This window comes from Peptoniphilus mikwangii (assembly GCF_000468535.1).
Taxonomy (GTDB): domain Bacteria; phylum Bacillota; class Clostridia; order Tissierellales; family Peptoniphilaceae; genus Anaerosphaera; species Anaerosphaera mikwangii.
The window spans coordinates 18,546-44,641 of record NZ_AUQY01000004.1 but is presented as its reverse complement, the minus strand read 5'-3'; the positions used below and the strand labels follow the sequence as shown (position 1 = coordinate 44,641).

Annotated in this window: 34 protein-coding genes; 31 read left to right on the top strand and 3 right to left on the bottom strand. The window is 33.0% G+C overall.

The genetic code is table 11. The features are described 5' to 3' along the window. A partial coding sequence (locus M915_RS04985; protein ID WP_036730115.1) for a Cna B-type domain-containing protein occupies window positions 1-2,327 on the top strand: 2,327 nt, incomplete at its 5' end. A gap of 90 nt (window positions 2,328-2,417) precedes the next feature. On the opposite strand, the gene nox is transcribed toward M915_RS04985, so the two are convergent. Then, window positions 2,418-3,752, bottom strand: coding sequence for a H2O-forming NADH oxidase (gene nox / locus M915_RS04980; protein ID WP_036730112.1), 1,335 nt, complete (start codon window positions 3,750-3,752; stop codon window positions 2,418-2,420). A 315-nt stretch (window positions 3,753-4,067) separates the two neighbouring features. Here nox and pflB point away from each other — a divergent pair, with 315 nt between their 5' ends. The 3 genes from pflB to M915_RS04965 are packed head-to-tail and all read left to right on the top strand — an operon-like array spanning window position 4,068 to window position 7,764. After that, complete coding sequence (gene pflB, locus M915_RS04975; RefSeq protein WP_036730109.1) at window positions 4,068-6,311, top strand: formate C-acetyltransferase; 2,244 nt, start codon at window positions 4,068-4,070, stop codon at window positions 6,309-6,311. A gap of 24 nt (window positions 6,312-6,335) precedes the next feature. Then, complete coding sequence (gene pflA, locus M915_RS04970; protein ID WP_036730106.1) at window positions 6,336-7,082, top strand: pyruvate formate-lyase-activating protein; 747 nt, start codon at window positions 6,336-6,338, stop codon at window positions 7,080-7,082. A gap of 1 nt (window position 7,083) precedes the next feature. After that, window positions 7,084-7,764 (top strand): Crp/Fnr family transcriptional regulator, encoded by a 681-nt coding sequence (locus tag M915_RS04965; protein WP_036730103.1) that lies wholly within the window; start codon window positions 7,084-7,086, stop codon window positions 7,762-7,764. Between the two features lie 23 nt (window positions 7,765-7,787). On the opposite strand, the gene M915_RS04960 is transcribed toward M915_RS04965, so the two are convergent. Both M915_RS04960 and M915_RS04955 read right to left on the bottom strand, forming a co-directional pair. Continuing rightward, window positions 7,788-8,774, bottom strand: a complete 987-nt coding sequence (locus tag M915_RS04960; protein WP_051259801.1) for a CobW family GTP-binding protein — start codon at window positions 8,772-8,774, stop codon at window positions 7,788-7,790. Between the two features lie 41 nt (window positions 8,775-8,815). Then, complete coding sequence (locus M915_RS04955) at window positions 8,816-9,871, bottom strand: NAD(P)-dependent alcohol dehydrogenase (protein WP_009221366.1); 1,056 nt, start codon at window positions 9,869-9,871, stop codon at window positions 8,816-8,818. Window positions 9,872-10,117: 246 nt separating this feature from the next. Here M915_RS04955 and M915_RS04950 point away from each other — a divergent pair, with 246 nt between their 5' ends. From M915_RS04950 to rpmD, 27 genes are all read left to right on the top strand, one after another. Further along, window positions 10,118-10,432, top strand: coding sequence for a PadR family transcriptional regulator (locus M915_RS04950; RefSeq protein WP_009221365.1), 315 nt, complete (start codon window positions 10,118-10,120; stop codon window positions 10,430-10,432). Beyond that, complete coding sequence (locus M915_RS04945; RefSeq protein WP_051259800.1) at window positions 10,429-11,073, top strand: DUF1700 domain-containing protein; 645 nt, start codon at window positions 10,429-10,431, stop codon at window positions 11,071-11,073. The genes M915_RS04950 and M915_RS04945 overlap by 4 nt, the downstream gene beginning before the upstream one ends. Continuing rightward, complete coding sequence (locus tag M915_RS04940) at window positions 11,073-11,813, top strand: DUF4097 family beta strand repeat-containing protein (RefSeq protein WP_036730100.1); 741 nt, start codon at window positions 11,073-11,075, stop codon at window positions 11,811-11,813. Before M915_RS04945 ends, M915_RS04940 begins: the two co-directional genes overlap by 1 nt. 301 nt (window positions 11,814-12,114) lie before the next feature. Beyond that, entirely contained in the window at window positions 12,115-13,068 is a 954-nt protein-coding gene (locus M915_RS04935) for a helix-turn-helix domain-containing protein (protein ID WP_036730097.1), read from the top strand. 1 nt (window position 13,069) lies between these two features. After that, window positions 13,070-14,812, top strand: a complete 1,743-nt coding sequence (locus M915_RS04930) for an ABC transporter ATP-binding protein (RefSeq protein ID WP_036730094.1) — start codon at window positions 13,070-13,072, stop codon at window positions 14,810-14,812. Then, window positions 14,790-16,526, top strand: a complete 1,737-nt coding sequence (locus M915_RS04925; RefSeq protein WP_115737023.1) for an ABC transporter ATP-binding protein — start codon at window positions 14,790-14,792, stop codon at window positions 16,524-16,526. Before M915_RS04930 ends, M915_RS04925 begins: the two co-directional genes overlap by 23 nt. A gap of 246 nt (window positions 16,527-16,772) precedes the next feature. Continuing rightward, entirely contained in the window at window positions 16,773-17,057 is a 285-nt protein-coding gene (locus M915_RS04920) for a hypothetical protein (protein WP_036730089.1), read from the top strand. 369 nt (window positions 17,058-17,426) lie between these two features. Further along, the gene (gene rpsJ, locus M915_RS04915; protein ID WP_009221358.1) at window positions 17,427-17,744 is read left to right on the top strand and encodes a 30S ribosomal protein S10; all 318 of its coding nucleotides are present in this window, start codon (window positions 17,427-17,429) and stop codon (window positions 17,742-17,744) included. A 60-nt stretch (window positions 17,745-17,804) separates the two neighbouring features. Then, window positions 17,805-18,437: a 50S ribosomal protein L3 gene (gene rplC / locus M915_RS04910; protein WP_009221357.1), complete on the top strand. Its 633-nt coding sequence runs from the start codon at window positions 17,805-17,807 to the stop codon at window positions 18,435-18,437. A 17-nt stretch (window positions 18,438-18,454) separates the two neighbouring features. Next, window positions 18,455-19,078, top strand: coding sequence for a 50S ribosomal protein L4 (rplD, locus tag M915_RS04905; RefSeq protein WP_009221356.1), 624 nt, complete (start codon window positions 18,455-18,457; stop codon window positions 19,076-19,078). Then, window positions 19,078-19,368 carry a 50S ribosomal protein L23 gene (gene rplW, locus M915_RS04900; protein ID WP_009221355.1) on the top strand — a complete coding sequence of 97 codons (291 nt, stop codon included), beginning with the start codon at window positions 19,078-19,080 and terminating at the stop codon, window positions 19,366-19,368. Before rplD ends, rplW begins: the two co-directional genes overlap by 1 nt. Window positions 19,369-19,384: 16 nt before the next feature. Further along, window positions 19,385-20,215 carry a 50S ribosomal protein L2 gene (gene rplB / locus M915_RS04895; RefSeq protein WP_009221354.1) on the top strand — a complete coding sequence of 277 codons (831 nt, stop codon included), beginning with the start codon at window positions 19,385-19,387 and terminating at the stop codon, window positions 20,213-20,215. Window positions 20,216-20,229: 14 nt separating this feature from the next. Further along, entirely contained in the window at window positions 20,230-20,517 is a 288-nt protein-coding gene (rpsS, locus tag M915_RS04890) for a 30S ribosomal protein S19 (RefSeq protein WP_009221353.1), read from the top strand. A 16-nt stretch (window positions 20,518-20,533) separates the two neighbouring features. Further along, the gene (rplV, locus tag M915_RS04885) at window positions 20,534-20,869 is read left to right on the top strand and encodes a 50S ribosomal protein L22 (protein WP_009221352.1); all 336 of its coding nucleotides are present in this window, start codon (window positions 20,534-20,536) and stop codon (window positions 20,867-20,869) included. A gap of 12 nt (window positions 20,870-20,881) precedes the next feature. Next, window positions 20,882-21,643: a 30S ribosomal protein S3 gene (rpsC, locus tag M915_RS04880; protein ID WP_009221351.1), complete on the top strand. Its 762-nt coding sequence runs from the start codon at window positions 20,882-20,884 to the stop codon at window positions 21,641-21,643. 26 nt (window positions 21,644-21,669) lie between these two features. Beyond that, window positions 21,670-22,101 (top strand): 50S ribosomal protein L16, encoded by a 432-nt coding sequence (gene rplP / locus M915_RS04875; protein ID WP_009221350.1) that lies wholly within the window; start codon window positions 21,670-21,672, stop codon window positions 22,099-22,101. Continuing rightward, entirely contained in the window at window positions 22,091-22,297 is a 207-nt protein-coding gene (gene rpmC / locus M915_RS04870) for a 50S ribosomal protein L29 (protein ID WP_036730084.1), read from the top strand. The genes rplP and rpmC overlap by 11 nt, the downstream gene beginning before the upstream one ends. Window positions 22,298-22,301: 4 nt before the next feature. Further along, on the top strand, window positions 22,302-22,556 hold the full coding sequence (rpsQ, locus tag M915_RS04865) for a 30S ribosomal protein S17 (RefSeq protein WP_009221348.1): 255 nt from the start codon (window positions 22,302-22,304) through the stop codon (window positions 22,554-22,556). 20 nt (window positions 22,557-22,576) lie between these two features. Further along, on the top strand, window positions 22,577-22,945 hold the full coding sequence (gene rplN / locus M915_RS04860) for a 50S ribosomal protein L14 (protein ID WP_009221347.1): 369 nt from the start codon (window positions 22,577-22,579) through the stop codon (window positions 22,943-22,945). Window positions 22,946-22,960: 15 nt separating this feature from the next. Next, window positions 22,961-23,269, top strand: coding sequence for a 50S ribosomal protein L24 (gene rplX / locus M915_RS04855; protein WP_009221346.1), 309 nt, complete (start codon window positions 22,961-22,963; stop codon window positions 23,267-23,269). A gap of 11 nt (window positions 23,270-23,280) precedes the next feature. Next, window positions 23,281-23,823, top strand: coding sequence for a 50S ribosomal protein L5 (gene rplE, locus M915_RS04850; RefSeq protein WP_009221345.1), 543 nt, complete (start codon window positions 23,281-23,283; stop codon window positions 23,821-23,823). A gap of 15 nt (window positions 23,824-23,838) precedes the next feature. After that, the gene (locus M915_RS04845; protein WP_009221344.1) at window positions 23,839-24,024 is read left to right on the top strand and encodes a type Z 30S ribosomal protein S14; all 186 of its coding nucleotides are present in this window, start codon (window positions 23,839-23,841) and stop codon (window positions 24,022-24,024) included. Between the two features lie 30 nt (window positions 24,025-24,054). Then, a complete protein-coding gene (gene rpsH / locus M915_RS04840; RefSeq protein WP_009221343.1) occupies window positions 24,055-24,450 on the top strand; it encodes a 30S ribosomal protein S8 in 396 nt (131 codons plus the stop codon). A 14-nt stretch (window positions 24,451-24,464) separates the two neighbouring features. Next, the gene (gene rplF / locus M915_RS04835) at window positions 24,465-25,001 is read left to right on the top strand and encodes a 50S ribosomal protein L6 (RefSeq protein ID WP_009221342.1); all 537 of its coding nucleotides are present in this window, start codon (window positions 24,465-24,467) and stop codon (window positions 24,999-25,001) included. Window positions 25,002-25,018: 17 nt separating this feature from the next. Next, entirely contained in the window at window positions 25,019-25,381 is a 363-nt protein-coding gene (rplR, locus tag M915_RS04830) for a 50S ribosomal protein L18 (RefSeq protein WP_009221341.1), read from the top strand. 15 nt (window positions 25,382-25,396) lie between these two features. Then, window positions 25,397-25,903, top strand: a complete 507-nt coding sequence (rpsE, locus tag M915_RS04825) for a 30S ribosomal protein S5 (protein ID WP_009221340.1) — start codon at window positions 25,397-25,399, stop codon at window positions 25,901-25,903. A gap of 13 nt (window positions 25,904-25,916) precedes the next feature. Beyond that, window positions 25,917-26,084: a 50S ribosomal protein L30 gene (rpmD, locus tag M915_RS04820; protein WP_009221339.1), complete on the top strand. Its 168-nt coding sequence runs from the start codon at window positions 25,917-25,919 to the stop codon at window positions 26,082-26,084. Window positions 26,085-26,096 lie beyond the last annotated feature (12 nt).

Below are 26,096 nucleotides of genomic sequence, written 5' to 3'. Positions count from 1 at the left end.
CTGACTATACAACACAAATAAACGGCTATAACGTAACAAACAACCACACACCTGAAGAGACAAGTGTAAAGGTAACCAAGAAGTGGGATGATGCGAACAACCAAGACGGAAAGCGTCCGAATAGTATCAAGGTGCAGTTGTATGCAGATGATAAAAAGGTAGGAGATGCAGTAGAACTTAACGACGGAAATAGCTGGACTTACACATGGGAAAAGCTTCCTAAGAATGCTGCAGGAAAACCTATAGCTTACACTGTAAAAGAAGTCGGAACAGTAGACGGTTACACTACATCATATGGTAATGATAGTCAGGGAAATGTGATTATCACAAATAAACATACTCCTGAAAAAGTAAAGGTTGAAGGAGAAAAGACTTGGGATGATGCAGAAGACCAAGACGGAAAGCGTCCAAAGGAAATCATAGTAAATCTTCTTGCAAACGGAAATAAGATAAAAGAAGTTAAGGTTACGAAAGATGATAACTGGAAGTACAGTTTTACCGACCTTCCAAAGTATGAGAATGGACAGGAGATAAAGTACACCGTAACAGAAAATGTCGTATCTGAATACAAAACTGAAATTACCGGCTACAACATCAAGAATAGCTACACGCCTGGAAAAACAAGTGTAACAGTAACTAAGAACTGGGATGACGCTAATAACCAGGATGGAAAGCGCCCTGAAAGCATCAAGGTGCAGCTGTATGGAGATGATAAAAAGGTAGGAGATGAAGTAGAACTTAAGAAGGAAACCGGTTGGACTTACACATGGAATGACCTTCCTGAGAAAAAAGCAGGAAAAACCATAAAGTACACTGTAAAAGAAGTTGGAGAAATAAATGGTTATATCACATCATATGATGATGCAAATCATGGCAATATAATTATCACAAATAAACATACTCCTGAAAAAGTAAAGGTTGAAGGAGAAAAGACTTGGGATGATAATAACGACCAAGACGGAAAGCGTCCAACTACAATTACAGTTAAATTGCTTAAAAAAGTTGGTGGTGGAGCTCCTGTAGTTGTACAAACAAAACAAGTTTCAAAGGGTGATGACGGTAAGTGGAAATATGAATTCAATGATTTACCAAAATATGAAAATGGTAAAGAAATCATATATTCCATAAAAGAAGAGCCTGTAGACGGTTATGAAACCGAGATTAACGGCTATAACATAACAAATAAGCATAAACCTGAAAAAGTAGAGGTTGAAGGAGAAAAGACTTGGAATGATAATAACAACCAAGATGGAAAGCGTCCAACCAAAATTATTATTAAGCTGTTAAAAAAAGTAGGTAATGAAGCTGCTGTAATTAAGGAAACGAAAGAGGTTACAGAAGGTGCAGACCATAAGTGGAAGTGGAAGTTTGAGAACCTTGACAAGTACGAAAACGGAAAGTTAATAACGTACTCCATAGAAGAAGAAAAAGTAGATGGCTATGAAACCGAAATTAACAATTATGACGTTACAAATAGCCATACTCCTGAAAAAATAAATATTGAAGGTGCAAAGACTTGGGATGATGCGAACAATCAAGATGGCAAGAGACCTACAGAAATCATCATAAATCTGTTAAAGAACGGAACAAAAATAGATTCCAAAAAAGTAACAAAAGCAGACGGTTGGAAATGGAAATTTGAAAATCTTGACAAGTATGAAAACGGACAAGAAATCACTTACACAATAACGGAAGAAAAAGTAGAAGGCTACTCCACAACAGTAAAAGGTTACAATGTCAAGAATTCATATACACCGGGCAAAACAAGTATACAAGTTACAAAGGTATGGAGAGATAATAATGACCAGGACGGAGTAAGACCTGACAGTGTAATCATTCAGTTATTGGCAGACGGAGTAGAAGTACCCGGAAAAACTTTAACTCTAACCAAAGCCAACAATTGGACAGGAAGTTTCACAAACCTTGATGAATACAAGGATGGAAAGAAAATAAAGTATACTATTAGGGAAGTTGCAATCGGAAACGGTTATGTAAGTGTAATTACGGGAACGGCAGAAGAGGGTTATGTAGTAATTAATACCAGAAAGCCTTGGAGACCGCCTTATGAACCGCCGACACCGCCGACACCACCTGAAGTGCCACCATATACACCACCGCACACACCACCTGAAGTACCACCTACACCGCCGACACCACCGGAAATACCACAGACACCTCCGGAAGTACCAAGTACACCACCTGAAGTACCGCAAGAGAAAAAAATTCCTAAGACAGGATTTATGGATCAAACGGCATACTTGGGAATAGCGACAGTTATTGCGGGAATATGTGGCGTTTATGTATTTAAAAAGAAAAAAGAAGATTAAAAAAATAAGGTGAATTAATTCACCTTATTTTTTTTATGATTATGGTAGCATGTTGGTTTGTATCGACTTATCCTGATGATAGGTCGTTTATTATTTTGCGTTTAATGCTGCCATTGTTATATAATTGTACGGTTTGTTGAAGTGTGGTAAAAAGAAAATATCAAGTAATTTTAATTTATCTACTGTAGTTTTTTCTTGTATTGCAAGTGAAAACATATGAATTCCCATGGACATATCATAGTATGATGCAATTTGTGCTCCAAGTATTACTCTTGTTTTTTTATCATATACTATTCTGATTTTTACTTCAGGATTTTCTGTTTCAATAAATTCCGGTTTTTGCAGGTCGTTAAAGTCGACATATTCAACTTCAATTCCGAGAGAATTTGCTTTTTTAACACTAAGCCCTGTTGATACCATTTTATAGTCGTAGATTGAGATTCCGTTTGAACCTTGTACTCCTATTGTTTCAAGTTCAGTTCCTACGATATTGCTTGCGGCAACTATTCCGGAACGTACCGCATTTGTTGCAAGTGCAATGTAGTTTCTATCTCCGATGGTATTGTCATATACTGTTGCACAATCCCCGATAGCATAAACATCTTTAATGCTTGTCTCTTGTTTCTTGTTGACAAGGTATGCACCATTTTTAAATAATTCAAGTTTTTCTTTTCCAAGTTCGTTGTTCGGTTTAAATCCTATTGAAAGAATTACCATATCAGATTTATATTCACCTTTATCTGTAACAACCGATTCTACTTTCCCATCACCTTTTATTTCTATTACCGTTTCTTCAAAAACAGTTTTAATTCCATGATTTACAAGAACATCTTGCATCTTTTGGCTAAATTCTTTGTCATAGTATGATGCAAGTACAGTATCACAAACATCAATTAAAGTAACATTCTTTCCGTGTCTTTCAAATGCCTCTGCAAGTTCAACGCCGATATATCCCGCTCCTACAACTGTAATGTTTTTTATTTCAGGATTTTTTAATTTTTCAATTACTTCTTGTGCATTTTGATATAGTTTTACAAGTTGTACATTTTCTAAATCTTTTCCCGGAATATTTGGCACGATAGGTATTGAACCTGTAGCTAATACCAATTTATCATAGCTTTCTGAAACTGTTGTTCCGTCTTTTAAGACTGCGTTTACTTTTTTGTCTTCAAAGTCAATTGATTTTATTTCCGACTCCATATTTACTTTTGCACCTGCTGCTTCAAGTTTTTCTTTATTTGAATAGAAAAGACCGTCTCCGCTATGAATTTGGTTTCCAATCCACAATGCCATACCACAGCCTAAAAAGCTTATGTTGTTGTTTCTATCAAATACTACTACCTCATCTTTTGTTTTTGCTCCAAGTATTGTGTTTATACATGCAGTACCGGCATGATTTGCTCCTATTACTACAATTTTACTCATAATATCCTCCCTGTTTATGTTCTTAAAAATAATTCGTCAACATTTTAACATATAGTCAAACAAAAGTAAACTGTTTAAGTATAGTTTATTTACTTTTTAATAGCAGATGTGATTTATTTATTGTAAATTTTATATGAGATAACTTTTTCCTGAAAATATTTGTATTTTATTACAGATATTTTTTACAAGGTGTAAAAATTTGTTATCTTTTTAACTCATTGTGATTAGAATCACATATCTATATTTAATCTTGTACTATACTTATTTTGAAATTAAGAATACCTTTTCACAAATTACATATAGGAGGAAGATATTATGAACGCATATGAAGGTTTTAAAGGAACTAAATGGCAAGAAAATATAGATGTTAGAGCTTTTATTCAAGACAACTACAAGCCATATACAAATGATGAAAGTTTTTTAGAAGGAAAATCAGAAAAAACCGCTAAATTATGGGACAAGGTTGATAAACTTATTCTTGATGAAATAAAAAATAATAAGAGAAAAGCTGATACAACTAAATTTTCGGCTATTGATGCTTATGACGCCGGATATATTGATAAAGATAATGAGGTTATAGTCGGACTTCAAACTGATGAACCTTTAAAGAGAATTGTAAATCCTTATGGAGGATATAGAATGGTTCAGGAATCTTTAGATGCTTATGGACTAAAGATGGATGAAACTGCTCAAAAATATTTTAAGGAATTTAGAAAAACTCATAATGAGGGAGTTTTTGATGCATATACAACTCAAACAAGAAAGGCAAGAACAGTAGGTCTGCTTACAGGTCTTCCCGATGCTTACGGTCGAGGAAGAATAATTGGCGATTATAGAAGAATTGCCCTTTACGGTATAGACAGATTAATTGAAGAAAAACAAAAGGACAAGGAAAATATTACGGGTAATGCGCTTGAGGCAACTATTAGACTTAGAGAAGAAGTTTCTGAACAAATAAGAGCTCTTCAAAAAATTAAGGATATGGCGATGAAATATGGAGTAGATATTTCTAAACCTGCTACAAATGCAACAGAAGCTGTTCAATATTTATATATGGGTTATCTTGCAGCGGTAAAAGAAAACAACGGAGCTGCAATGAGCCTTGGAAGAAATACAAACTTCATTGATATTTATATTGAAAGAGATATGGAAAGAGGAATTTTGGATGAAGTCGGAGCACAAGAGCTTATTGACCAATTCGTTATAAAATTGAGAATTGTAAGACATCTTAGAACTCCTGATTATGATGAATTATTCGGTGGAGATCCGAACTGGATAACAGAATCAATAGCGGGAATCGGTTTAGATGGAAGACCTTTAGTAACAAAAACTTCATTCAGATTTTTGCACACACTTATTAACTTAAATCCTGCACCGGAACCGAATATGACTATACTTTGGTCTGAAAATCTTCCGGAGGCGTTTAAGAAATATTGTGCAAAAATTAGTATTTTAACAGATTCTATTCAATATGAAAGTGATGAGTTGATGAGACCGTTATATGGCGATGATTATGCAATAGCTTGTTGTGTAAGTGCCATGAAAGTCGGAAAAGAGATGCAATTCTTCGGAGCAAGAGCAAATCTTGCAAAATCACTTTTATATGCTATCAATGGCGGAGTAGATGAAATTAAGAAGGACAAAGACGGAAATCCGATAAGAGTATTTGACGGAATAGAACCTATAACTTCTGAAGTTTTGGATTTTGATGAAGTATTTGCAAACTATGAACGTGTTATGGAAAAATTGGCACCTCTTTATATAAATACTTTAAATACAATTCACTTTATGCATGATAAATATGCTTATGAGGCAGGTCAAATGGCGCTTCATGATACGAATATAAGAATTAATATGGCATGTGGAGTTGCGGGGCTCTCAATAGCGGCAGATTCGCTTTCAGCAATTAAGTATGCAAAGGTAAAGCCTATTAGAGATGAAAACGGATTAGCGGTTGATTTTGAAACTGTCGGAGAATTCCCTAAGTATGGAAATGATGATGACAGAGTGGATGACTTGGCAGTAGCAATAGTTAAAAAATTCAGTTCTGAATTAAAAAAGACTCCGACATATAAAAATGCAAGACACACTCTTTCAATTCTTACAATAACTTCAAATGTAATGTACGGTAAAAAAACAGGTACAACACCTGATGGAAGAAAGAAGGGTGAACCATTTGCACCGGGAGCTAATCCGATGCACGGAAGAGATGAAAACGGAGCATTGGCTTCACTTAACTCGGTAGCAAAAATTCCATATGAAGAAATTTGCGAAGACGGAATTTCAAATACGTTTACAATTGTACCTGATGCACTTGGAAAGAGTAATGAGGCAAAAGTAGATAATTTAGTTACAATAATGGACGGCTATTTTGGACAAAAGGCATTCCATTTGAATGTAAATGTTCTAAATAAAGAAAAGTTGATGGATGCTTATGAAAATCCTGAAAAATATCCTAACTTAACTATAAGAGTAAGCGGATATGCAGTACATTTCAATCGTCTATCTGATGAACAAAAGAGAGAAGTTCTTTCAAGAACTTTCCATCAAAGAGCTTAGATATAATTATTATGGAGGGCAACCATGGCAAAATTACATTCAATTGAAACATTTGCAGTCTTTGACGGACCAGGTGTAAGAACGGTGTTTTTCTTGCAGGGTTGTCCTTTAAGATGTGCATTTTGTCACAATGTAGATACTCAAAATCCCTTTGGAGGAAGAAATATAACTGTTGAAGAAATAGTTGAGAGGTCAAGGAAAATGAAACCTTATTTTAGAAACGGTAAGGGAGGAGTAACTTTTTCGGGAGGAGAACCGACACTTGACGGCAAATTTTTATTAGATGCGATAAGAGCGGTAAAAGCTGAGGGAATTCATGTTACAGTAGATACATCGGGAGTCGGAGATCAGAAGTATTATGATGAGATAATTGAAGAGGCGGATTTAATTTTGCTTGATATAAAGCATTATAATGCTGTCGGATTTAAAGATATAACAGAAAGAAATATATCTCCTCTTAAAAAATTTATTGAGGCGGTAGAAAGACATAACACACCTGTTTGGATAAGACATGTTATGATGCCGAAAGTTACCGACAGTAAATATCATATGGATAAGTTGTGTGAATTTATTGCTCCGATAAAAAATAAAATTGAAAAAATAGAAATTCTTCCATACCATACAATGGGAGTCCATAAGTATGAGGATTTGGGGATTGAATATAAGCTGAAAGATATGGAAGCTATGGACAAGAATGTAGCCAAGGAACTTGAAGAATATGCAAATGATGTGTTACAATCTTATGAGGTAAAATATCATAAGGTGATTTAGGATGGATACTATAGATTACAAAAAAACACCTTTACTTAAATATTTAACTGAGGAAGAGATAAAGAGATTTATTTCAAAACCCCAGATTAAAGAATTTAAAAAAGGAGAATATATATTCAGATCTAAAGATGAAGCAAGGCAAATGTATATAGTTTATGATGGTTTTATGAAAATTTCCATGTTTTTATCAGACGGAAGAGAGCAAATTCTCTATATATACAAGGAAGGAGATTTTGTAGGCGGATTTAATATAATTTCCGGAGATCGTTATGTATATACATCGGTGGCACTCACAGATACTAAAATAATAATAATTCATAAAGAAGATTTTGAAGATATATTGTTAAAAAATGTAAAAATTTTGCGCAAACTTTTAGATCAGTCTTATTACAGGATAAGAAAATCGGAAGAACTTATAGACAGATTGTCTGTAATTAATGCGGATATGAAAGTGGCAAAGCTTCTTATAGACTTAATAAAAATATGTGGAAAGAAGAAAAATAATAAAATTTTATTAGATTTGAACATAAATAGAGAAGAACTCGGTTCATATACCGGAGTGTCAAGAGAAACAATAAGTAGAAAACTCAATCATTTTGAAACTATGAATATAATAAGTTTGTTGCCGAAAGGAAAAATATTAATAGAAGATCTTGAAGCTTTATATGATATGACTATTTAAATATAAAAAGGAAGATGATTTTATCATCTTCTATTTTTTATGCTTAAATTTTTACTTTTAATTGCAGATATGTTCTTTAATTTTTTTATTACTTTATTTTCAAACAGCATTTTAATTGAGGATTTGTTAAGGTTGTTTCCGATTACGACAACTCTGTTATCCGGCATTGGAGTACAACCTGTTATTGCATAGCTGCCGTCAACAAGGTCAAATTTTATCCAATCACGACCGGCTTTAAAGTATCCTTTTGCTCTTACAATTTTTCCGAGAGCGCCGGAAATAAGTATGTTTAATGCGATTGTAAGCGTTGCAGGATTAGTTATTCCTATATTTGTTATACTGATGTTATCAAGTTGTTGCTCTTTTGTAATTTCGATGTTTGAAATTTTATTTTCTCTCGTATAATCTATATTTCCATTTAGAAGATTAAACCATATATCTTCGCTCCATTTTGAATAGTGAGTAGTTGGAAAAAAAGTTTTATCGTCTATATTAAGTTCATTTTTTATGGACAAAAAATTATTATAATCCATCGATTCCGACTTGCTTAATATAATAGAGGATGCGTTGTTAAGTTGATCATAAAAATAATCGGGAAAATCTTTTTTACTGTTTTTGTAATGATATGCATCTATTATTGTAATCAGGGGCAACAGTTCAATTCTTTCATAACATATTTTGCGCAATTGGGATATGATTTTACTTGGGAAAGCTACTCCGCTCGGTTCAACGATCAGATAGTCCGGATTTAATGTATTTGCTATTGTTAAAACTGAATGTGTAAAGTCCAGGTTTAGTGAACAACATATACATCCTTCTGAAAGCTCCCAAATTTTCATATCTGTATTTTTAGAATTCAAAGTATCGGATTTTAATATTTCTCCGTCAATTCCCATATCTCCAAATTCATTTTCGACTATTACGAATTGCCTTTTTGTGGCTTTTGACATTGCCTTTATAAAACTGGTTTTTCCCGAACCTAAAAATCCGGATATCAATAATATTTTCATTCTATCACCTAAATGAGAGGTCCGAAGACCTCTCAGAAAATTTATAAAACTACAACAGGTTTAATTAAATCGCTTGGCTTGTTTTTCATTAGCATCAAAGCATCTTCAACATGTTCAAATCCTTTGAATTTATGTGTAAGCATTGGTTTTACATCAAGCTTTCCACATTCGATAAGAGATGCAAGTTTTTCAAGTCTTAAACGTCCGCCCGGCATTAAACCGCCAAGAATTTGTTTATGTCCCATACCTACACCCCATTCAACACGAGGAATATTGATGTAAGTACCGCTTCCAAGATAGTTTACATTACCGATTTTTCCACCCGGTTTTAAACATTTGATAACAGGTTCAAATGTTTCAACTCCGCCACCGGCAATAATTGCCTTATCAACGCCTTTTCCATCTGTTAGAGCAAGAACCTGTTCGTCAATAGAACCGTCTTTATATCCGATAAAGTCTGTAGCGCCATATCCTTTAGCAACATCTCTACAAATTTGTCTTGTACCGACACAAATTATTCTTGAAGCTCCTCTTAAGTTTGCTCCGGCAACTGCCATTAATCCGACAGGACCGATTCCAACGACAAGAACTGTATCTCCGAATTGTACATCTGCAAGTTCTACGCCATGGAATCCTGTAGGAACCATATCAGATAACATACAAGCTTCTTCAGGCGATATTGAATCAGGTAAGTGTGCAAGATTTCCATCTGCATCATTTACATGAAACAGTTCTCCGAATACTCCGTCTTTAAAGTTGGAAAATTTCCAACCTGCAAGCATTCCGCCGGAGTGCATTGAATATCCGGCTTGTGCCTCAAGTGAACTCCAATCGGGAGTTATTGCAGCAACCATAACTCTGTCGCCGGGTTTAAAATCTTTTACAAGAGAGCCTACTTCTTCAACTATTCCACAGCCTTCATGACCTAAAATCATATCATGTCTATCACCGATTGCGCCTTCCCATACAGTATGAACATCTGATGTACATGGGGAAAGAGCTAATGGTCTAACTAAAGCATCTAACGGACCGCAAACAGGACGTTCTTTCTCAATCCATCCGGTTTGACCTATACCTAACATTGCAAAACCTTTCATAGTAAAACCTCCTTATATCGTTTGGTAATATTTTAATACATTAGCATATGCATTACAATATATTTTGAAAAAAAAACTAAAGTAATACTTAGTATATTATATCAAATCATTTGGAGATAGTTACAAAATATATACTTTTATTTATAAAATGGAACTATGTAGGAAAATCTAATATTAAGTTTAATTTAGTATCTTGTATTAAAAGGTACTAAATGATATAATGCAATTATAAAGTGAGGTAATAGTATGAATATTCAATTTAAAAAAGGGGTATTAGAGCTGCTTGTACTGTCTCTTTTAATGGAAAAAGATATGTATGGCTATGAGCTTGTAGAAGAAATTTCCACACACGTAAATATATCGGAAGGAACTATATATCCTCTACTTAGGAGATTAAAAGATGAGAGATATGTCGAGACATACCTTGAAGAATCTCAAAGTGGACCGCCGAGAAAGTATTATAAGCTTACTGATGCCGGAAAAGATGAGTGTATCTTTCAATTGAAAGAGTGGGATGATTTTATAAAAAGTGTTAATTTTATTTTAAGGAGACAGATATGAAAAAGAAGGAGTTTTTAGATTTACTTAGATATTATTTAAAAGATATGCCGAGAATAGTAGTGGATGATATTATTTCAGATTATGAAGAACATTTTTCTTTTGCTGTTGAAAGGGGAAAGAGCGAGGAACAAATATGTGATGAGCTTGGAGCACCGGAGTTAATTGCTAAGGATTATATGAAGAATGAAGGTAAAAAGTTAAAGGTTCAGATGCAAGATTATGATTACACTGAGAATAGAGAAAAAAAGAAAAAGTCTTCTAATGATACGATGTTAATTATATTAATAGTAATTGGCGGTATTATATTTTTAGGACCGATACTTGGAGTTGGGATGGGTATATTTGGAGCGATATTTGGACTTTTGGCTTCTATAATAGCGATTGGCGGAAGTTTTATACTTGTCGGATTAGCTCTTCCTTTATCATTAATACCGACGGTAATATATCCTAATTTTATTTCAATCCCTTCAATTTTTATGGAGATAAATCCGATAACAAAAATTTTTGCTACTATTTCACTGATAACAATAGGTGTATTATTTATAGGTCTTGCAATTAAATTATTTAAAACTGTTATAAAGGGAATAAAAAATATTTTCGTTGCAATAAGATGGAAGATTAACAAGAGGAGAGAAATGTAATGAGAGATTTTATGACAAAAACAGCTATAGTGGCAGTTGTATTTTCGTGTTTAACAGTAGGTTCATTTTTTGCATTTGATTATAAAAATGTAAAAGATAAAGTTTTTTGTGAAGATTATTGGAATAATTCTATTGCTAATCAAATGGATAGAGAATATAAATCGGTTTTAAAAGAGAACGGAAAATTTGACAGCATAAAAATAAACTCTACCAATTTATCTATTGCAATAGTTGAATCTGAAGAAGACAAATATGAATTATATTCTAAAATACCTAATGCGGATTTTAGAAAGTATATAAATATCAGTACGTCAAAAGATGATGGAGGCTTTGAATGCAAGGTCGATGAAATCAAGTCCACTAATAAAAATGTATTTAAGATTGTATTTTATACAACTGATCCTAAAAGTTTAGCTGTAAAGATTGATTCTGTAAATGGAAGTATTGATGTGGATGGAGTTTTGAAAAATTTGGATGTTGATTTTACAAATGGAGCTATAAATTTGAATGCAGAAGAATCTTATAACGCAAATATAGAGACAATAAATGGTATTGTTAGTATAAACTTTAAAAAAATAGATGCGGTTATAAGTGTGGAAGCTGTAAATGGAGTAATAAAATTTTTAGATGAATCTCGTATCTCCGTAGGAGGTGTACATGAATTTAATAAAAAAATTGGAAATGGGCGTGATGAAATTGATATAGAAATGGTAAATGGAGAAGTTTATATATCTGAATAGCTATAGATTTTATTATAACTATATCTTTAGACGCATGTGAAAGCTATGAAAAAATATATATAATATAATTTGTGAGTTTTTAATAAATATAAATAGATTTTGAGATTAATGTAATTTTGTTAATTAAGCTATAATTACAGTTAATAATTAAAATTAAAGATTTAATGGCAGCACTGATTGATACGGGTGCTGTTTTTTTATGCAAAAATGTCTGATCAGGCTAAAAATATCTTTTTAGAGTAGACATGAGATTATAATTAGTTTATTATTATGATAATGAATATCAAAAAAAGGTGATTTTATGCTTGGACTTGATTTTATAATAAATGTTATGGATATTAAAGGTCTCCGCTTTGTGGGAGAAGAAAATAAGTTTTATAAATTTACAGGGAAAAATGGCGAGAAACTTGATATGTATTGTGCTGAAATATTTGATGGTGTACTTGTTGCTATTACAGATTATGAGGATGTTGTTTCATGTATATCGCCGGAAGAGATTTATATAGAAAACTTAAATTTATCTTATTGTTTAGAGGGAAGAATTGAGTGGGGACTAAAAGATAATAGATATACGTACTTGTCTAAAAAGTCTTTTATGGTAGATACGTGTCCCTTATCTGTACAGTCGTATAGTTTTCCTATGAAAAAATTTAAGGGAATTACCTATATGATATCTATAAAGAATATAAACGAACATACTAAAAATATATTTAGCTTGTTTGGAGTGGATATATTAGAAATTTATGAAAAGTTTAAAATTCATAAAACTTATATGAAAAGAGATAATCCGAGAATAAATGAAATTTTATATGGATTTAATTCACATGATTTTTTGAATGTAAATACATATAGAATAAAGCTTATTGAAATTTTAAATTATATTCAAAATTTAGACATGTCTGAGAAAGATGTTTTGACATATTATAAAAGTTCTCAGGTGAAAAAAGTAAAGGATATAAGAAATTTTTTGATTGGCGATTTATCTAAGAGATATACTATTGAATTTATTTCAGAGAAATTTAATATCTCGATGACTACTCTTAAAAAGTTGTTTAAAGAAATTTATGGTATGCCGATAAATTCATATTTGATTGATTACAAGATAAATGAAGCTGAAATTTTGCTTAAAGAATCTGAAAAATCCATAACTGAAATAGCAAATTTACTTGGATATTCAAATGTAAGTAAGTTTTCAAAAATTTTTAAGGACATGAAAGGATGTAGTCCTTCTAAATTTAGAAATATGAGGAGGTAGTATGAATACTTATAAAAAATTGTTGAGTTATGTTCCTGAAAAAAAGCATGATGCGTATATTTCAATGATATTGTCGGTTATTTCATGTTTTTTATTAATGGGCCCATATTGGTATTTTTGGAAATTTTTAAATGAACTTATAGTAAACGGTAATGTAGAAAATTCAAAATATTATGCTGTACTAATAGTAGTAATGATGATTGCCAATTCGATAGTATATTTCTTTGCGCTTTGGGCATCACATTTGCTTGCATTTAGGCTTGAAACAAATTTGAGAAAAGTAGGAATAAAATATCTGATGAATTCATCATTTGCATTCTTTGATATGAATTCATCGGGAAAGATAAGAAAAATTATAGATGATAATGCGGCAGAAACTCATATGATTGTTGCGCATTTAATTCCTGATCTTGTTGGAGCTGTAATAACACCGATTTTAATGGTAATGATAACTTTTATGGTAGATATAAAGTTTGGAATAGCTATTATAATTTTGATTTTTATAGGTGGAATTGAAGTAAATTGGATGATGGGTAATAAAGAATTTATGGCAACATATATGGCATCTCTTGAAAAATTAAACAGTGAAGCTGTTGAGTATGTTAGAGGTATGCAAGTGGTAAAGATATTTAGAAGTACAATTCATTCATTTAAAGCATTTTATGAATCTATAATGAGTTATTCCAAATATGCCTTTAACTATACAATAAGTTGTAGAACACCATATGTTGCATTTCAAGTTTTATTTAATATTTTTGCTGTAATTTCAATACCTTTTGCAATTTATTTTTTGAATAGAGGAGTAAATCCGAAGTTCATATTAGCTAAGACAGTTTTCTTTATGTGTTTTGCAGGGATTATGTTCACATGTTTTATGAAAATAATGTATGTTGGAATGTATCAATATATGGGAGTATCAGCTGTGGAAAAACTTGAAAAACTATTTGAAGGGATGTCTGTTGAAAATTTAAAACATGGAAATATAGAAAAATTTGACAGTTATAACATAGAATTTAAAAATGTATCTTTTAAATATGAAGATGATTATGTATTAAAAAATGTAAGTTTTTCATTAAAAGATAAAAGAGTATATGCACTTGTAGGTTCATCAGGAAGCGGAAAGTCAACAATAGCAAAGCTTATTTCCGGATTTTATAAGGTGGATGAAGGCACTATTTTGATTGGAGAAAGAAATATAAGTGAATATTCTCAAAAAGCACTTATGAGTAATATTGCCTTTGTATTCCAAAATTCAAAGCTGTTTAAAACAACAATATTTGAAAATGTGAAGATGGGAAATGAAAATGCAAGCTATGAGGATGTTATGAATGCCTTAAAAAGTGCAAGATGTGATGACATTCTGGATAAGTTTAAGGATAGAGAAAATACGGTTATAGGGTCTAAAGGAGTACATTTATCCGGTGGAGAAATCCAGAGAATTGCTATTGCAAGAGCAATTTTAAAAAATGCAAATATTATAATACTTGATGAAGCATCAGCTGCGGCTGATCCTGAAAATGAATACGAAATACAACAAGCTTTTTCAAACCTTATGAAAGATAAGACTGTAATAATGATAGCACACAGACTCAGTTCTATTAGGAATGTAGATGAAATTTTAGTAATTGAGGATGGAAATGTAATAGAAAGAGGAACGGATAAAGAGCTTATGAATATTGAGGGAAAATATAGTGCATTGCAAGCTTTATTTGCAAAGGCGAATGATTGGAGGATTTATGATTAACAGAATAAAAAAGATGTTTGGGCTTACTGAAACAGGAGCAAGAGGTCTTGTTAGAGCATCTATATCTTCATTTTTTATGTATCTTGCATATATGGCTCCGATAATTTTAATTATGTATTTTATACAGGGATTAATTGAAAATAATCTAAACGGAATTAATTTTTATATAGTCGGAATTTTAGTTATTGCTGTTGCGATGTATGTGATTATTTATATAAATTATAATACTTTATATATGGAAGTTTATAAGGAAAGTGCAAACCTTAGAATAGAAATTGCAAATATTTTGAAAGCTTTGCCGCTATCTTATTTTTCAAAGCATGACATATCAGACTTATCTCAAGCTGTAATGAAGGATGTATCGGATATAGAACATGCAATGAGTCATGCTATTCCTCAAGTTATAGGATTTATAATTTATCTTATAGTAATAAGTATAATGATGCTTACAGGAAATTTTAAATTGGGACTTTGCGTAATAATTCCGGTTGTTTTAAGTTTTATAATGCTTATTTTGTCTAAAAAGTTTCAAATTTATGGAACTACCAAGTACTATAAAAATTTGAGAGAAAATTCAGAAAGTTTTCAAGAGGCTATAGAACTTCAGCAGGAAATTAAGAGCTATGGACAAAGTGAAAAAGTGGCGGAAGATCTGAATAGAAAGGTTGAAAAGACTGAAAAAATTCATATAGCATCTGAATTTTATCAAGCAATACCTGTTTCACTGTCAAGTTCCGTTCTCAGATTTACTTTAGGACTTACAATTTTATTCGGAAGTATTTTATATATTAGAGGAGAAGTATCTTTGTTATACTTAATCGGATATTTAGCTGCCGCTTCAAAAATAATAGACGGAGTTAGCGGGCTATATATGAACATTGCCGAAATATTGTATATAGATGCGAGAATTAAGAGAATTCAAGAGCTGAGAGGTGTTCAGTTACAAGGCGGAGAAAAGTTTGATATTAAACAATATGATATTGAATTTAAAGATGTAGAATTTTCTTATAATGATGATAGAAAAGTAATAGATAAAGTTTCGTTTATTGCAAAACAAAATGAAGTTACAGCTTTAGTAGGACCGTCAGGTTGCGGTAAAACTTCAATACTAAGACTTATGTCAAGGCTTTATGACTATGACAAGGGGCAAATTATTATCGACGGAAAAGAAATAAAGAATATAGATACAGATTCGCTTTTTGAAAAAATTTCAATAGTATTTCAGGATGTTACCTTATTCAATACATCTGTTATGGAAAATATCAGAATAGGAAATAAAAATGCGAGTGATGAAGATGTAATAAAAGCTGCAAAACTTGCAAATTGTAATGAGTTTATTGAAAAATTACCTGATGGATACAATACATTTATAGGAGAAAACGGAAGTAAGCTTTCCGGAGGAGAAAGACAGAGAATTTCTATTGCAAGGGCGATATTAAAAGATGCTCCTATAATAATTTTAGATGAGATAAGTGCTTCGCTTGATGTAGAAAATGAAATGAAAATACAGGAAGGATTAAACACTCTTATAAAGAATAAGACTGTTGTAATAATTTCTCATAGATTAAAGTCAATTGAAAAGGCTGATAAGATAGTTGTTTTGGAAAATGGAAAAGTAGAATCCATAGGTAAACACGATGAATTAATGAAAACTTCAAAGCTGTATAACAGAATGATTCAAAGATCAAATATAACGGAAGAATACTTATATTGATAAGATAGTTGAAATTGAATTTGTTTTTTTGATAAAGTTATAATAGTAAATTAATTTATATTGTATACTGAAGTTATTAATTAATATAAAGAGGTTTTATGAATAAAAAAATTTTTTGTATTAACTATATTTTTTGTATTACCTATTATAATAGTGCTTACAGTTTTATTTAAAGTTAAGAGCGGGAGTAAAGCGGAGGAAGAATTTTTAAGTTTAGCTACTCAGCCGATTTATGCGGAAGTTCTTATGGGAGAAGATGCAAGAAAATCTTTAAGTGATAATAATGTGGCGGATGCAACTAACGGGGAAGAAATTAATGATTTTGTAAAAATGTCCTATAATGAAAAACGTGAGAAAATCAAAGAAAATATTTTAAAGGCGATTAAAGAAAAAGAAGAAGGTAGACAATTTGTTTGGACTCCTACGGGACTTGAATTGATGAAAAAATATTATCCTGACTTGTATGATAGACTAAGTGAAGAAGAAAAACAGGGAGAAGTTATGTCATCTGAAGGTGAACAATTGAATTAGTAATAAAAATTTGTGTAAATTAAAAAAGATATGGCTATTAGCTATATCTTTTTTTGATAATTGAAACAAAAATAAATTTCACAAAAATTTCACATAAAAACGAAAAAAAATTAAAAAAATTCTTTACAAATATAGTTGTATTTTGTATAATATTAGAGCGTTTGAAATGAATTAATTGCGATGATTTCATAAGTTGCTTGAAATCTTGTGGAAAAAAGGGATTTCAAGGTAATTATGAATGAGAAGTCTAAACTTGATTTAGGCGATGGGTTATTTTTTCTTTTATTGTGCACCCGATGAAACACCGGGGCGCGTTTATCGATAACCCTTTCTCGCAAGAAGCGTATTTATGCGAATAGGAGGGAAATTATGTCAAACAATAGCAAACAAAAAATTAGAATCAGACTTAAAGCTTATGATCATGAACTTATTGACAGTTCTGCTTCAAAAATCGTAGAGGCTGCAAAACAAACAGGTGCAACTGTTTCGGGTCCAATACCTCTACCTACAGAAAAGGAAGTTGTAACTATATTAAGGGCAGTTCACAAGTATAAGGATTCAAGAGAACAATTTGAGCAAAGAACTCACAAACGTCTTATTGATATCATCAATCCAAATCAAAAGACTGTTGATTCACTAATGAAGCTCAACTTACCGGCTGGTGTTGATATAGAAATTAAGCTATAGATAATTGTTCTTTATAAGATTGTTGATACAATCCGCTGTAAAAATTTAGGAGGTTAAGCATTGAAATTATTAATTGGAAAAAAGATTGGGATGACTCAAATCTTTGATGAAGAAGGTAAAGTTACTCCAGTAACAGTTATTGAAGCTGAGCCTAACGTAGTAGTTCAAAAAAAGACTGTTGAAGTAGACGGATATAATGCTGTTCAAGTTGCAACAGGATTTGTAAAAGAAAGAAGAGTTAATAAACCTTTAAAAGGACACTTCGCTAAGGCAGGCGTAGAATGCAAAAAGAATTTAAGAGAATTCAGAACTGAAGAAGTTGAAAACTATAATATCGGAGATGAAATTAAAGTTGACTTATTCTCAGTTGGAGAATTTATTGATGTTACAGGTACTTCAAAGGGTAAGGGAACACAAGGTGTTATAAGAAGACACGGCTTTGGACGTGGTAGAGAAACTCACGGTTCTAAGTTCCACAGAATGCCAGGTGGTATGGGTGCCGCTACTTATCCGGGAAAAGTATTTAAAAATCACAGAATGGCTGGAAAGATGGGAAATGAGCAAGTTACAGTTCAAAACCTTGAGGTAGTAAGAGTTGATCTTGAAAAGAATTTAATTCTTGTAAAGGGTGCGATACCGGGACCTAAGAAGGGAATAGTAACTTTAAAAGAAACTGTTAAAGCTCATAAGTAGTGAAAGGAGGGTATAATATGCCTAAAATTCAAGTTGTCAATATGGAAGGCGCTGCCGTTTCAGAAATTGAACTAAATGAAAATATATTTGATATTGATATAAATGAGCATGCTGTATACCTAGTAGTTAAAAACATTTTAGCTAACAGAAGACAAGGCACTAAGAGCGCAAAGACACGTGCAGAAGTGCGTGGAGGCGGAAGAAAGCCTTGGAAACAAAAGGGAACAGGACGTGCTCGTCAAGGTAGTATAAGATCTCCTCAATGGAGAGGCGGAGGAATTGTATTTGCACCGAAGCCAAGAGATTTCTCATATACAACACCTAAGAAAGTAAGAAGACTTGCACTTAGAAGTGCTCTTACTTCAAAAGTACGTGAAAATGAAATGATAGTAGTTGATGATATTAAGATGAACGATGCTAAGACAAAGAACTTTGTTCAAATGTTAAAGGCAATAAAAGCGGATCCGAAAGCACTTGTTGTAGTAGCCGGATATGATGAAAAAGTAAAGATAGCTGCAAGAAATATTCCTAATGTGAAGACAACAATGGCGGAAAATATTAATGTATATGACATCTTAAAATACAACTCACTTGTTATAACAGAGGACGCTTTAAGAGTAATTGAGGAGGTGTTCAACTAATGAATGCATACGATATTATTAGAAGACCGATAGTTACTGAAAAGAGTATGGATCAAATGGAACACGGAAAATATACATTTGAAGTTTCAAAAGATGCTACTAAGGCTGAAATAAAGAGAGCTGTCGAAGAAGTGTTTGGAGTAAAAGTTAAGACGATAAACACTATGAATATGCGTGGAAAATTAAAGAGACAAGGTGCGCATCAAGGAAGACGTCCATCATGGAAAAAAGCAATAGTTAAACTTACAGAGGATTCTAAAGCAATTGAATTCTTTGAAGGTATGGAATAATTGAGGAGGTAAAAAGATGGCAATTAGAGGATATAAACCAACTTCTCCTGCTCGTAGACAGATGACTGTCTCAACATTTGAAGAGATTACAAAAAAGGCACCTGAAAAAAGCCTTACTATAAATCTAAAAACAACTGCCGGTAGAAATGCTCAAGGAAGAATAACTTCAAGACATAGAGGCGGCGGAGTTAAGAGAAGATACAGAATAATCGACTTTAAAAGAAATAAAGACGGAGTTCCTGCAACAGTAGCTTCAATTGAATATGATCCATACAGAACAAGTTATATAGCTCTATTGAACTATGTAGATGGTGAAAAGAGATATATCCTGGCTCCTAACGGATTAAAAGTTGGAGATAAAGTAGAATCTGGAGAAAACGCTGATATCAAAATAGGAAATGCGTTAAAATTAAAAGATATACCTGTAGGTACAACAGTTCATAATGTTGAAATGACTCCCGGAAAAGGAGGACAACTTGCAAGATCGGCAGGTTCTGAAGCTCAATTAATGGCTAAAGAAGGAAAGTTTGCACAATTAAGACTTCCTTCAAGTGAATTTAGATTGGTAAGTGTTGATTGTAAAGCAACAATCGGACAAGTTGGAAATCTATCACATGAACTTATAACTCTTGGTAAGGCAGGAAAGAGCAGATATCTTGGAAACAGACCTCATGTAAGAGGATCTGCAATGAACCCTGTAGATCACCCTCATGGTGGTGGGGAAGGTAGAGCTCCGATAGGTAGACCGTCACCGGTAACACCTTGGGGTAAACCGGCTCTTGGACTTAAGACAAGAAAGAAGAACAAGAAGAGCGATAAATATATCGTAAGAAGAAGAACGAAGTAAGCGGGAGGTAAAAAATGAGTAGATCAGTTAAAAAAGGACCTTTTGCAGATGAACATTTGCTAAAGAAAATCGACGCATTAAATGAAGCAAACGAAAAGAAAGTTGTTAAAACTTGGTCTCGCCGCTCCACAATATTTCCTGAAATGGTACAACATACAATCGCCGTTCATGATGGTAGAAAGCATGTTCCAATATATATAACAGAAGATATGGTTGGTCATAAACTTGGTGAATTTGTTCCTACAAGAACATTCAGAGGCCATGTAGGCAAGAATGAAAAGACAACTGGATTAAAGAAATAAGAGAAAGGGGATTAAAATGGAAGCAAGAGCAATTGCTAAATATGTGAGAATTTCACCATTAAAGGTGAACTATATTTGTGCTGAAATTCGTGGAAAGCAAGTTGACGAAGCCCTTTCTATTCTAAAGTTCACTCCTAAGAGAGGAGCAAAGGAACTATATAAGGTGCTTAATTCTGCAGTAGCTAATGCTGAGAACAACTTAAATTTAAACAGAGATAATTTATACGTTAAAAAGGCCTATGCCAATGATGGTCCTACAATGAAGAGATTTCATCCTAAGGCAAAAGGTATGGCATATCCGATATTAAAAAGATCAAGCCACATTGGCGTTGTAGTTGCAGAACAAGAGTAAGGAGGGTAAATAATGGGCCAAAAAGTTAACCCACATGGACTTCGTGTTGGTATTATCAAGGACTGGGATTCTAAATGGTATGCTAATAAGAAGAATTTCGCAGACCTATTAGTTGAAGATAATAAAATTCGTAAATATATAAAGAAAAAACTTTATACAGCCGGAATTTCAAAAGTTGAAATAGAAAGAGCTGCAAATAAAGTTAAGGTTTCAATTTCAACAGCTAAACCGGGAATGGTTATCGGTCGTGGAGGAGTTGGAGTAGAAGAACTTAGAACAGAACTTGAAAAATTGACAAAAAAGAGTGTTGTTCTAAATATTGAAGAAATTAAAAATCAAGATTTAGATTCTCAATTAGTAGCGGAAGCTATAGCGGAATCACTTGAGAGAAGAGTATCTTTCAGACGTGCAATGAAACAAGCTATTCAAAGAACAATGAGAGCCGGAGCACTTGGTATAAAGACAGCGGTATCGGGTCGTCTTGGCGGAGCTGATATGGCAAGAACAGAAGGATATTCTGAGGGAACTATACCTCTACAAACTCTAAGAGCTGACATTGATTATGGTTTTGCAGAAGCTGATACAACTTATGGTAAGCTTGGTGTAAAAGTATGGTTATATAAAGGGGAAGTTCTTCCTGAAAAGAAAGATGAGAAGAAAAATAACAGAGATAATAAGAGAAGAAGACCTCAAAACAAAGATAACAGAGATAATAAAAGAAATAATAATAGAAAAAACTTTAGAAATGACTCTAAAGATAAAAAAGAAAACTAAGCTACCGAAGAAAGGAGGAAACATTTATGTTAATGCCTAAGAGAGTAAAGTATCGTAGAGTTCACAGAGGCAGAATGAAGGGTAAGGCGTTACGTGGAAACACATTAACTTACGGCGGATACGGACTTCAAGCACTTGAACCTGCATGGATTACTTCAAATCAAATAGAAGCGGCACGTCGTGCAATGACAAGATATATAAAAAGAGGTGGAAATATCTGGATTAAGATTTTCCCGGATAAGCCTGTTACTGAAAAACCAGCTGAAACACGTATGGGATCTGGTAAGGGAGCTCCTGCTTATTGGGTAGCTGTAGTAAAACCTGGTCGTATAATGTTTGAAATGGATGGCGTAGATGAAGAAACTGCAAGAGAAGCAATGAGACTTGCAGCAATGAAATTGCCTATAAAGACAAAGTTTGTAATGAAAGAAAAGGATGGTGAATCAAATGAAGACTAAGGAAATTCGCCAAATGTCAAGTGAAGAATTAAATAAAAAAGTTATTGAATTAAAAAGCGAGCTATTCAACTTGAGATTTAGGTTGGCAACCGGTCAACTTGATAATCCATCAAGCATAAAGAGTGTAAAAAGAGATATCGCCAGAGTAAAGACGATAATCAGACAACGTGAATTAGCAGTGGGAAAGGAGGCTTAATCTCATGGAAAGAAACAATAGAAAGACTATTGTTGGTACAGTAGTAAGTGATAAAATGGATAAGACTATTGTAGTGGCTGTTGAGACTTTTGTAACTCATCCCATTTACAAAAAGAGATTTAAAAAGACTACAAAATTCAAAGCTCATGATGAGAAGAATGAATGTGGTATTGGCGACAAAGTAAAAATAATGGAAACAAGACCACTTAGCAAAGACAAGAGATGGAGATTAGTAAGTATTATTGAGAAAGCTCAATAAATCTTAGAAGGAGGAAGTTCATGATTCAACAAGAAACAAGACTACGTGTTGCTGATAATTCCGGAGCAAAAGAACTACTTGTCATAAAGGTACTTGGTGGTACAAATAGAAAGACAGCAAGCATAGGAGATGTAGTAGTTTGTTCTGTAAAGACTGCAACACCGGGTGGAGTTGTGAAAAAAGGAAGCGTAGTTAAGGCTGTTATAGTTAGAACAAGTAAAGGTATTAGTCGTAAAGACGGTTCATATATAAGCTTTGATGATAATGCGGCAGTTATTATAAAAGACGATAAGAGTCCGGTAGGGACACGTATCTTCGGACCTGTAACCAGAGAGTTAAGAAATGGAAACTTTATGAAAATTATCTCTTTGGCTCCAGAAGTACTTTAATCAGGAGGTAATTATATGCGTATTAAAAAAGGTGATACAGTAAAAGTAATTGCCGGAAAAGATAAAGGAAAAACCGGTAAAGTATTAAAGACTTTTCCTCGTGAAGATAGAGTAATCATAGAAAAAGTTAATATGGTTACAAAACACATGAAGGCTAAAGGACCACAAAACCCAGGCGGGATTGAAAAGAAAGAAGCTCCAATTCATGTTTCAAATGTTATGTATTTCGATACAAAAACAAATAAAGCAACAAGACTTGGATATAAAATAGAAGATGGTAAGAAAATCAGATTTAAAAAATCAGATGGACAACCTATAAAGTAAGGAGGTAGACTATGACTTCAAGATTAAGAGAAAAATATGAAAATGAAGTAGTAAACTATCTACTTGAAAAATTCGGATATAAGAATGTAATGGAAGTTCCAAAACTTGAAAAAGTTGTCATAAACATTGGACTTGGAGAAGCAAAAGACAATCCAAAGGCACTTGAATCAGCTGTAAATGATCTTACTTTGATTTCAGGACAAAAGCCTATAGTTACGTTAGCAAGAAAATCAATAGCTAACTTTAAACTACGTGAAGGACACAAAATAGGATGTAAAGTAACATTACGTGGAGAAAAAATGTATGATTTCTTAGATAAATTAATGAATGTTGCACTTCCTAGAGTAAGAGACTTTAGAGGAGTTAAGGATACATCATTTGACGGAAGAGGAAATTATGCACTTGGCTTGAAAGAACAATTAATCTTCCCTGAAATAGAATACGATAAAGTAGATGCTATCAGAGGTATGGATATAATTGTTGTAACAACAGCAAAAACAGACGAAGAAGCTAAAGCTTTCCTTGAGAGAATGGGAATGCCATTTGCAAAGTAATAGGAGGTAACATTTGTGGCAAAAAAATCTATGATTGCTAAACAAAAGAGAAAACCGAAATATAGCACTCGTGAATATACAAGATGTAAGATTTGTGGAAGACCACACTCTGTTTTAAAGAAATATGGAATTTGTAGAATTTGTTTTAGAGAATTAGCATATAAAGGACAAATTCCAGGTGTTAGAAAAGCAAGTTGGTAATTCTACCATTAGGAAAGGAGGCAAAAAATTATGATGACAGACCCTATTGCAGATATGCTTACCAGAATAAGAAATGGTAATAATGCAAGACATAAATCTGTTGATATTCCGGCTTCAAATATTAAAAAAGAAATATCTGAAATTCTTCTAAAGGAAGGATACATTAAAAATTACGAAGTAATTGAAGATGATAAGCAAGGTATTATTAGAATAGATTTTAAGTATGGAGATAATAAAGAAAGAGTTATAAGTGGAATAAAGAGAATTTCAAAACCTGGACTAAGAGTTTACGCTCAAAGCAGTGATATTCCTAAGGTGCTTGGAGGACTTGGAATTGCAATAGTTTCAACTTCAAAGGGAATTTTAACTGACAAAGAAGCAAGAGCCAATGGTGTTGGTGGAGAAGTTATTTGCTACGTTTGGTAACAGGAGGTGTTAGCATGTCAAGAATCGGTAAAAAACCAATTGAAATCCCTGCTGGCGTAGAAGTTAAGGTTGAAAATAACACAGTAACTGTAAAAGGACCTAAGGGAGAATTAACACAAAGTTTTGATCGTGACATGATTATTGAAATTGAAAATTCAGTTTTAACAGTAACAAGACCAAGCGATAGCAAAAAGCACAGAGCTATGCACGGTTTAGTTAGAACTTTAATTAACAATATGGTAATCGGTGTTGCAGAAGGATATAAAAAAGAATTAGAAATAGTGGGAACAGGATACAGAGCAGCTAAGACAGGTAATAAACTTGCATTAACTCTTGGATTCTCACACCCGTTAGAATTGGAAGATCCTGCAGGAATAGAAGTAGAAGTACCTGCACCTACAAAAATTATAGTTTCAGGAATTGACAAGCAAAAAGTAGGAGCTTATGCAGCTCATATCAGAAGCTATAGACAACCTGAACCATATAAGGGTAAAGGTATTAAGTACGTTGATGAACATATCAGACGTAAAGTAGGAAAAACTGGTAAGTAAAAGGAGGAGAATTAATAGTGTTTAATAAAATTGATAGAAACGCAAATAGAATAAAAAGACACAAGAGAATAAGAAATAAAATCTCCGGAACAACAACTTGCCCACGACTATCTGTTTTTAGATCAGGTGCGCATATTTATGCACAACTAATAGATGATGTAAAAGGACACACAATGGTATCTGCTACAACTCTTGACAAGTCACTTGGACTTGAAAACACAAAGAATATGGAAGCAGCCAAGAAAATTGGAGAAACAATAGCAAAGCGTGCTCTTGATGCAGGAATTGAAGAAGCAGTTTTTGATAGATCTGGATATCTATATCATGGTCGTATAAAAGCACTTGCAGAAGCAGCAAGAGAAGCCGGACTTAAATTCTAAAAAAGGAGGGGAAAAATGGAACGTTCATTAATAAATGCAGCAGAACTTGATCTTGAAGAAAGAGTTGTAGCTATAAATAGAGTTGCAAAAGTAGTAAAGGGCGGTAGAAATTTTAGATTCTCAGCTCTTGTAGTAGTAGGAGATCATAACGGACACGTTGGAGTTGGAACAGGTAAAGCTCTTGAAGTACCTGAAGCAATTAGAAAAGCAGTTCAAGATGCAAAGAAACATCTTATTGAAGTAAATCTATTAGATACTTCTATCCCTCATCAAGTAACCGGAGTTGTCGGTGCAGGTAGAGTATTCTTAAAGCCAGCACATGCCGGTACAGGAGTTATCGCAGGTGGAGCAGTTCGTGCGGTTTGCGAGCTTGCAGGAATAAGTGATATTCGTACAAAGAATCTTGGTTCAAATAATCCGAGAAATACAGTAAATGCTACTATAGAAGCACTTTCTCAATTAAAGACAGCTGAAAAGGTAGCAAGACTTAGAAATAAATCTGTAGATGAGATTTTAGGATAAGGGGGTAAGAACTATGAAAATAAAATTAGTAAAGAGCCCTATTGGAAGAATAGAAACTCATAAAAGAACAGTAAGAGCACTTGGACTTAAAAAAATTGGACAAGTAGTTGAAAAAGAAGATAATCCTCAAATCAGAGGAATGATTAAACAAGTATCATATATGCTTGAAGTTGAAGAATAAGGAGGTGTGAAA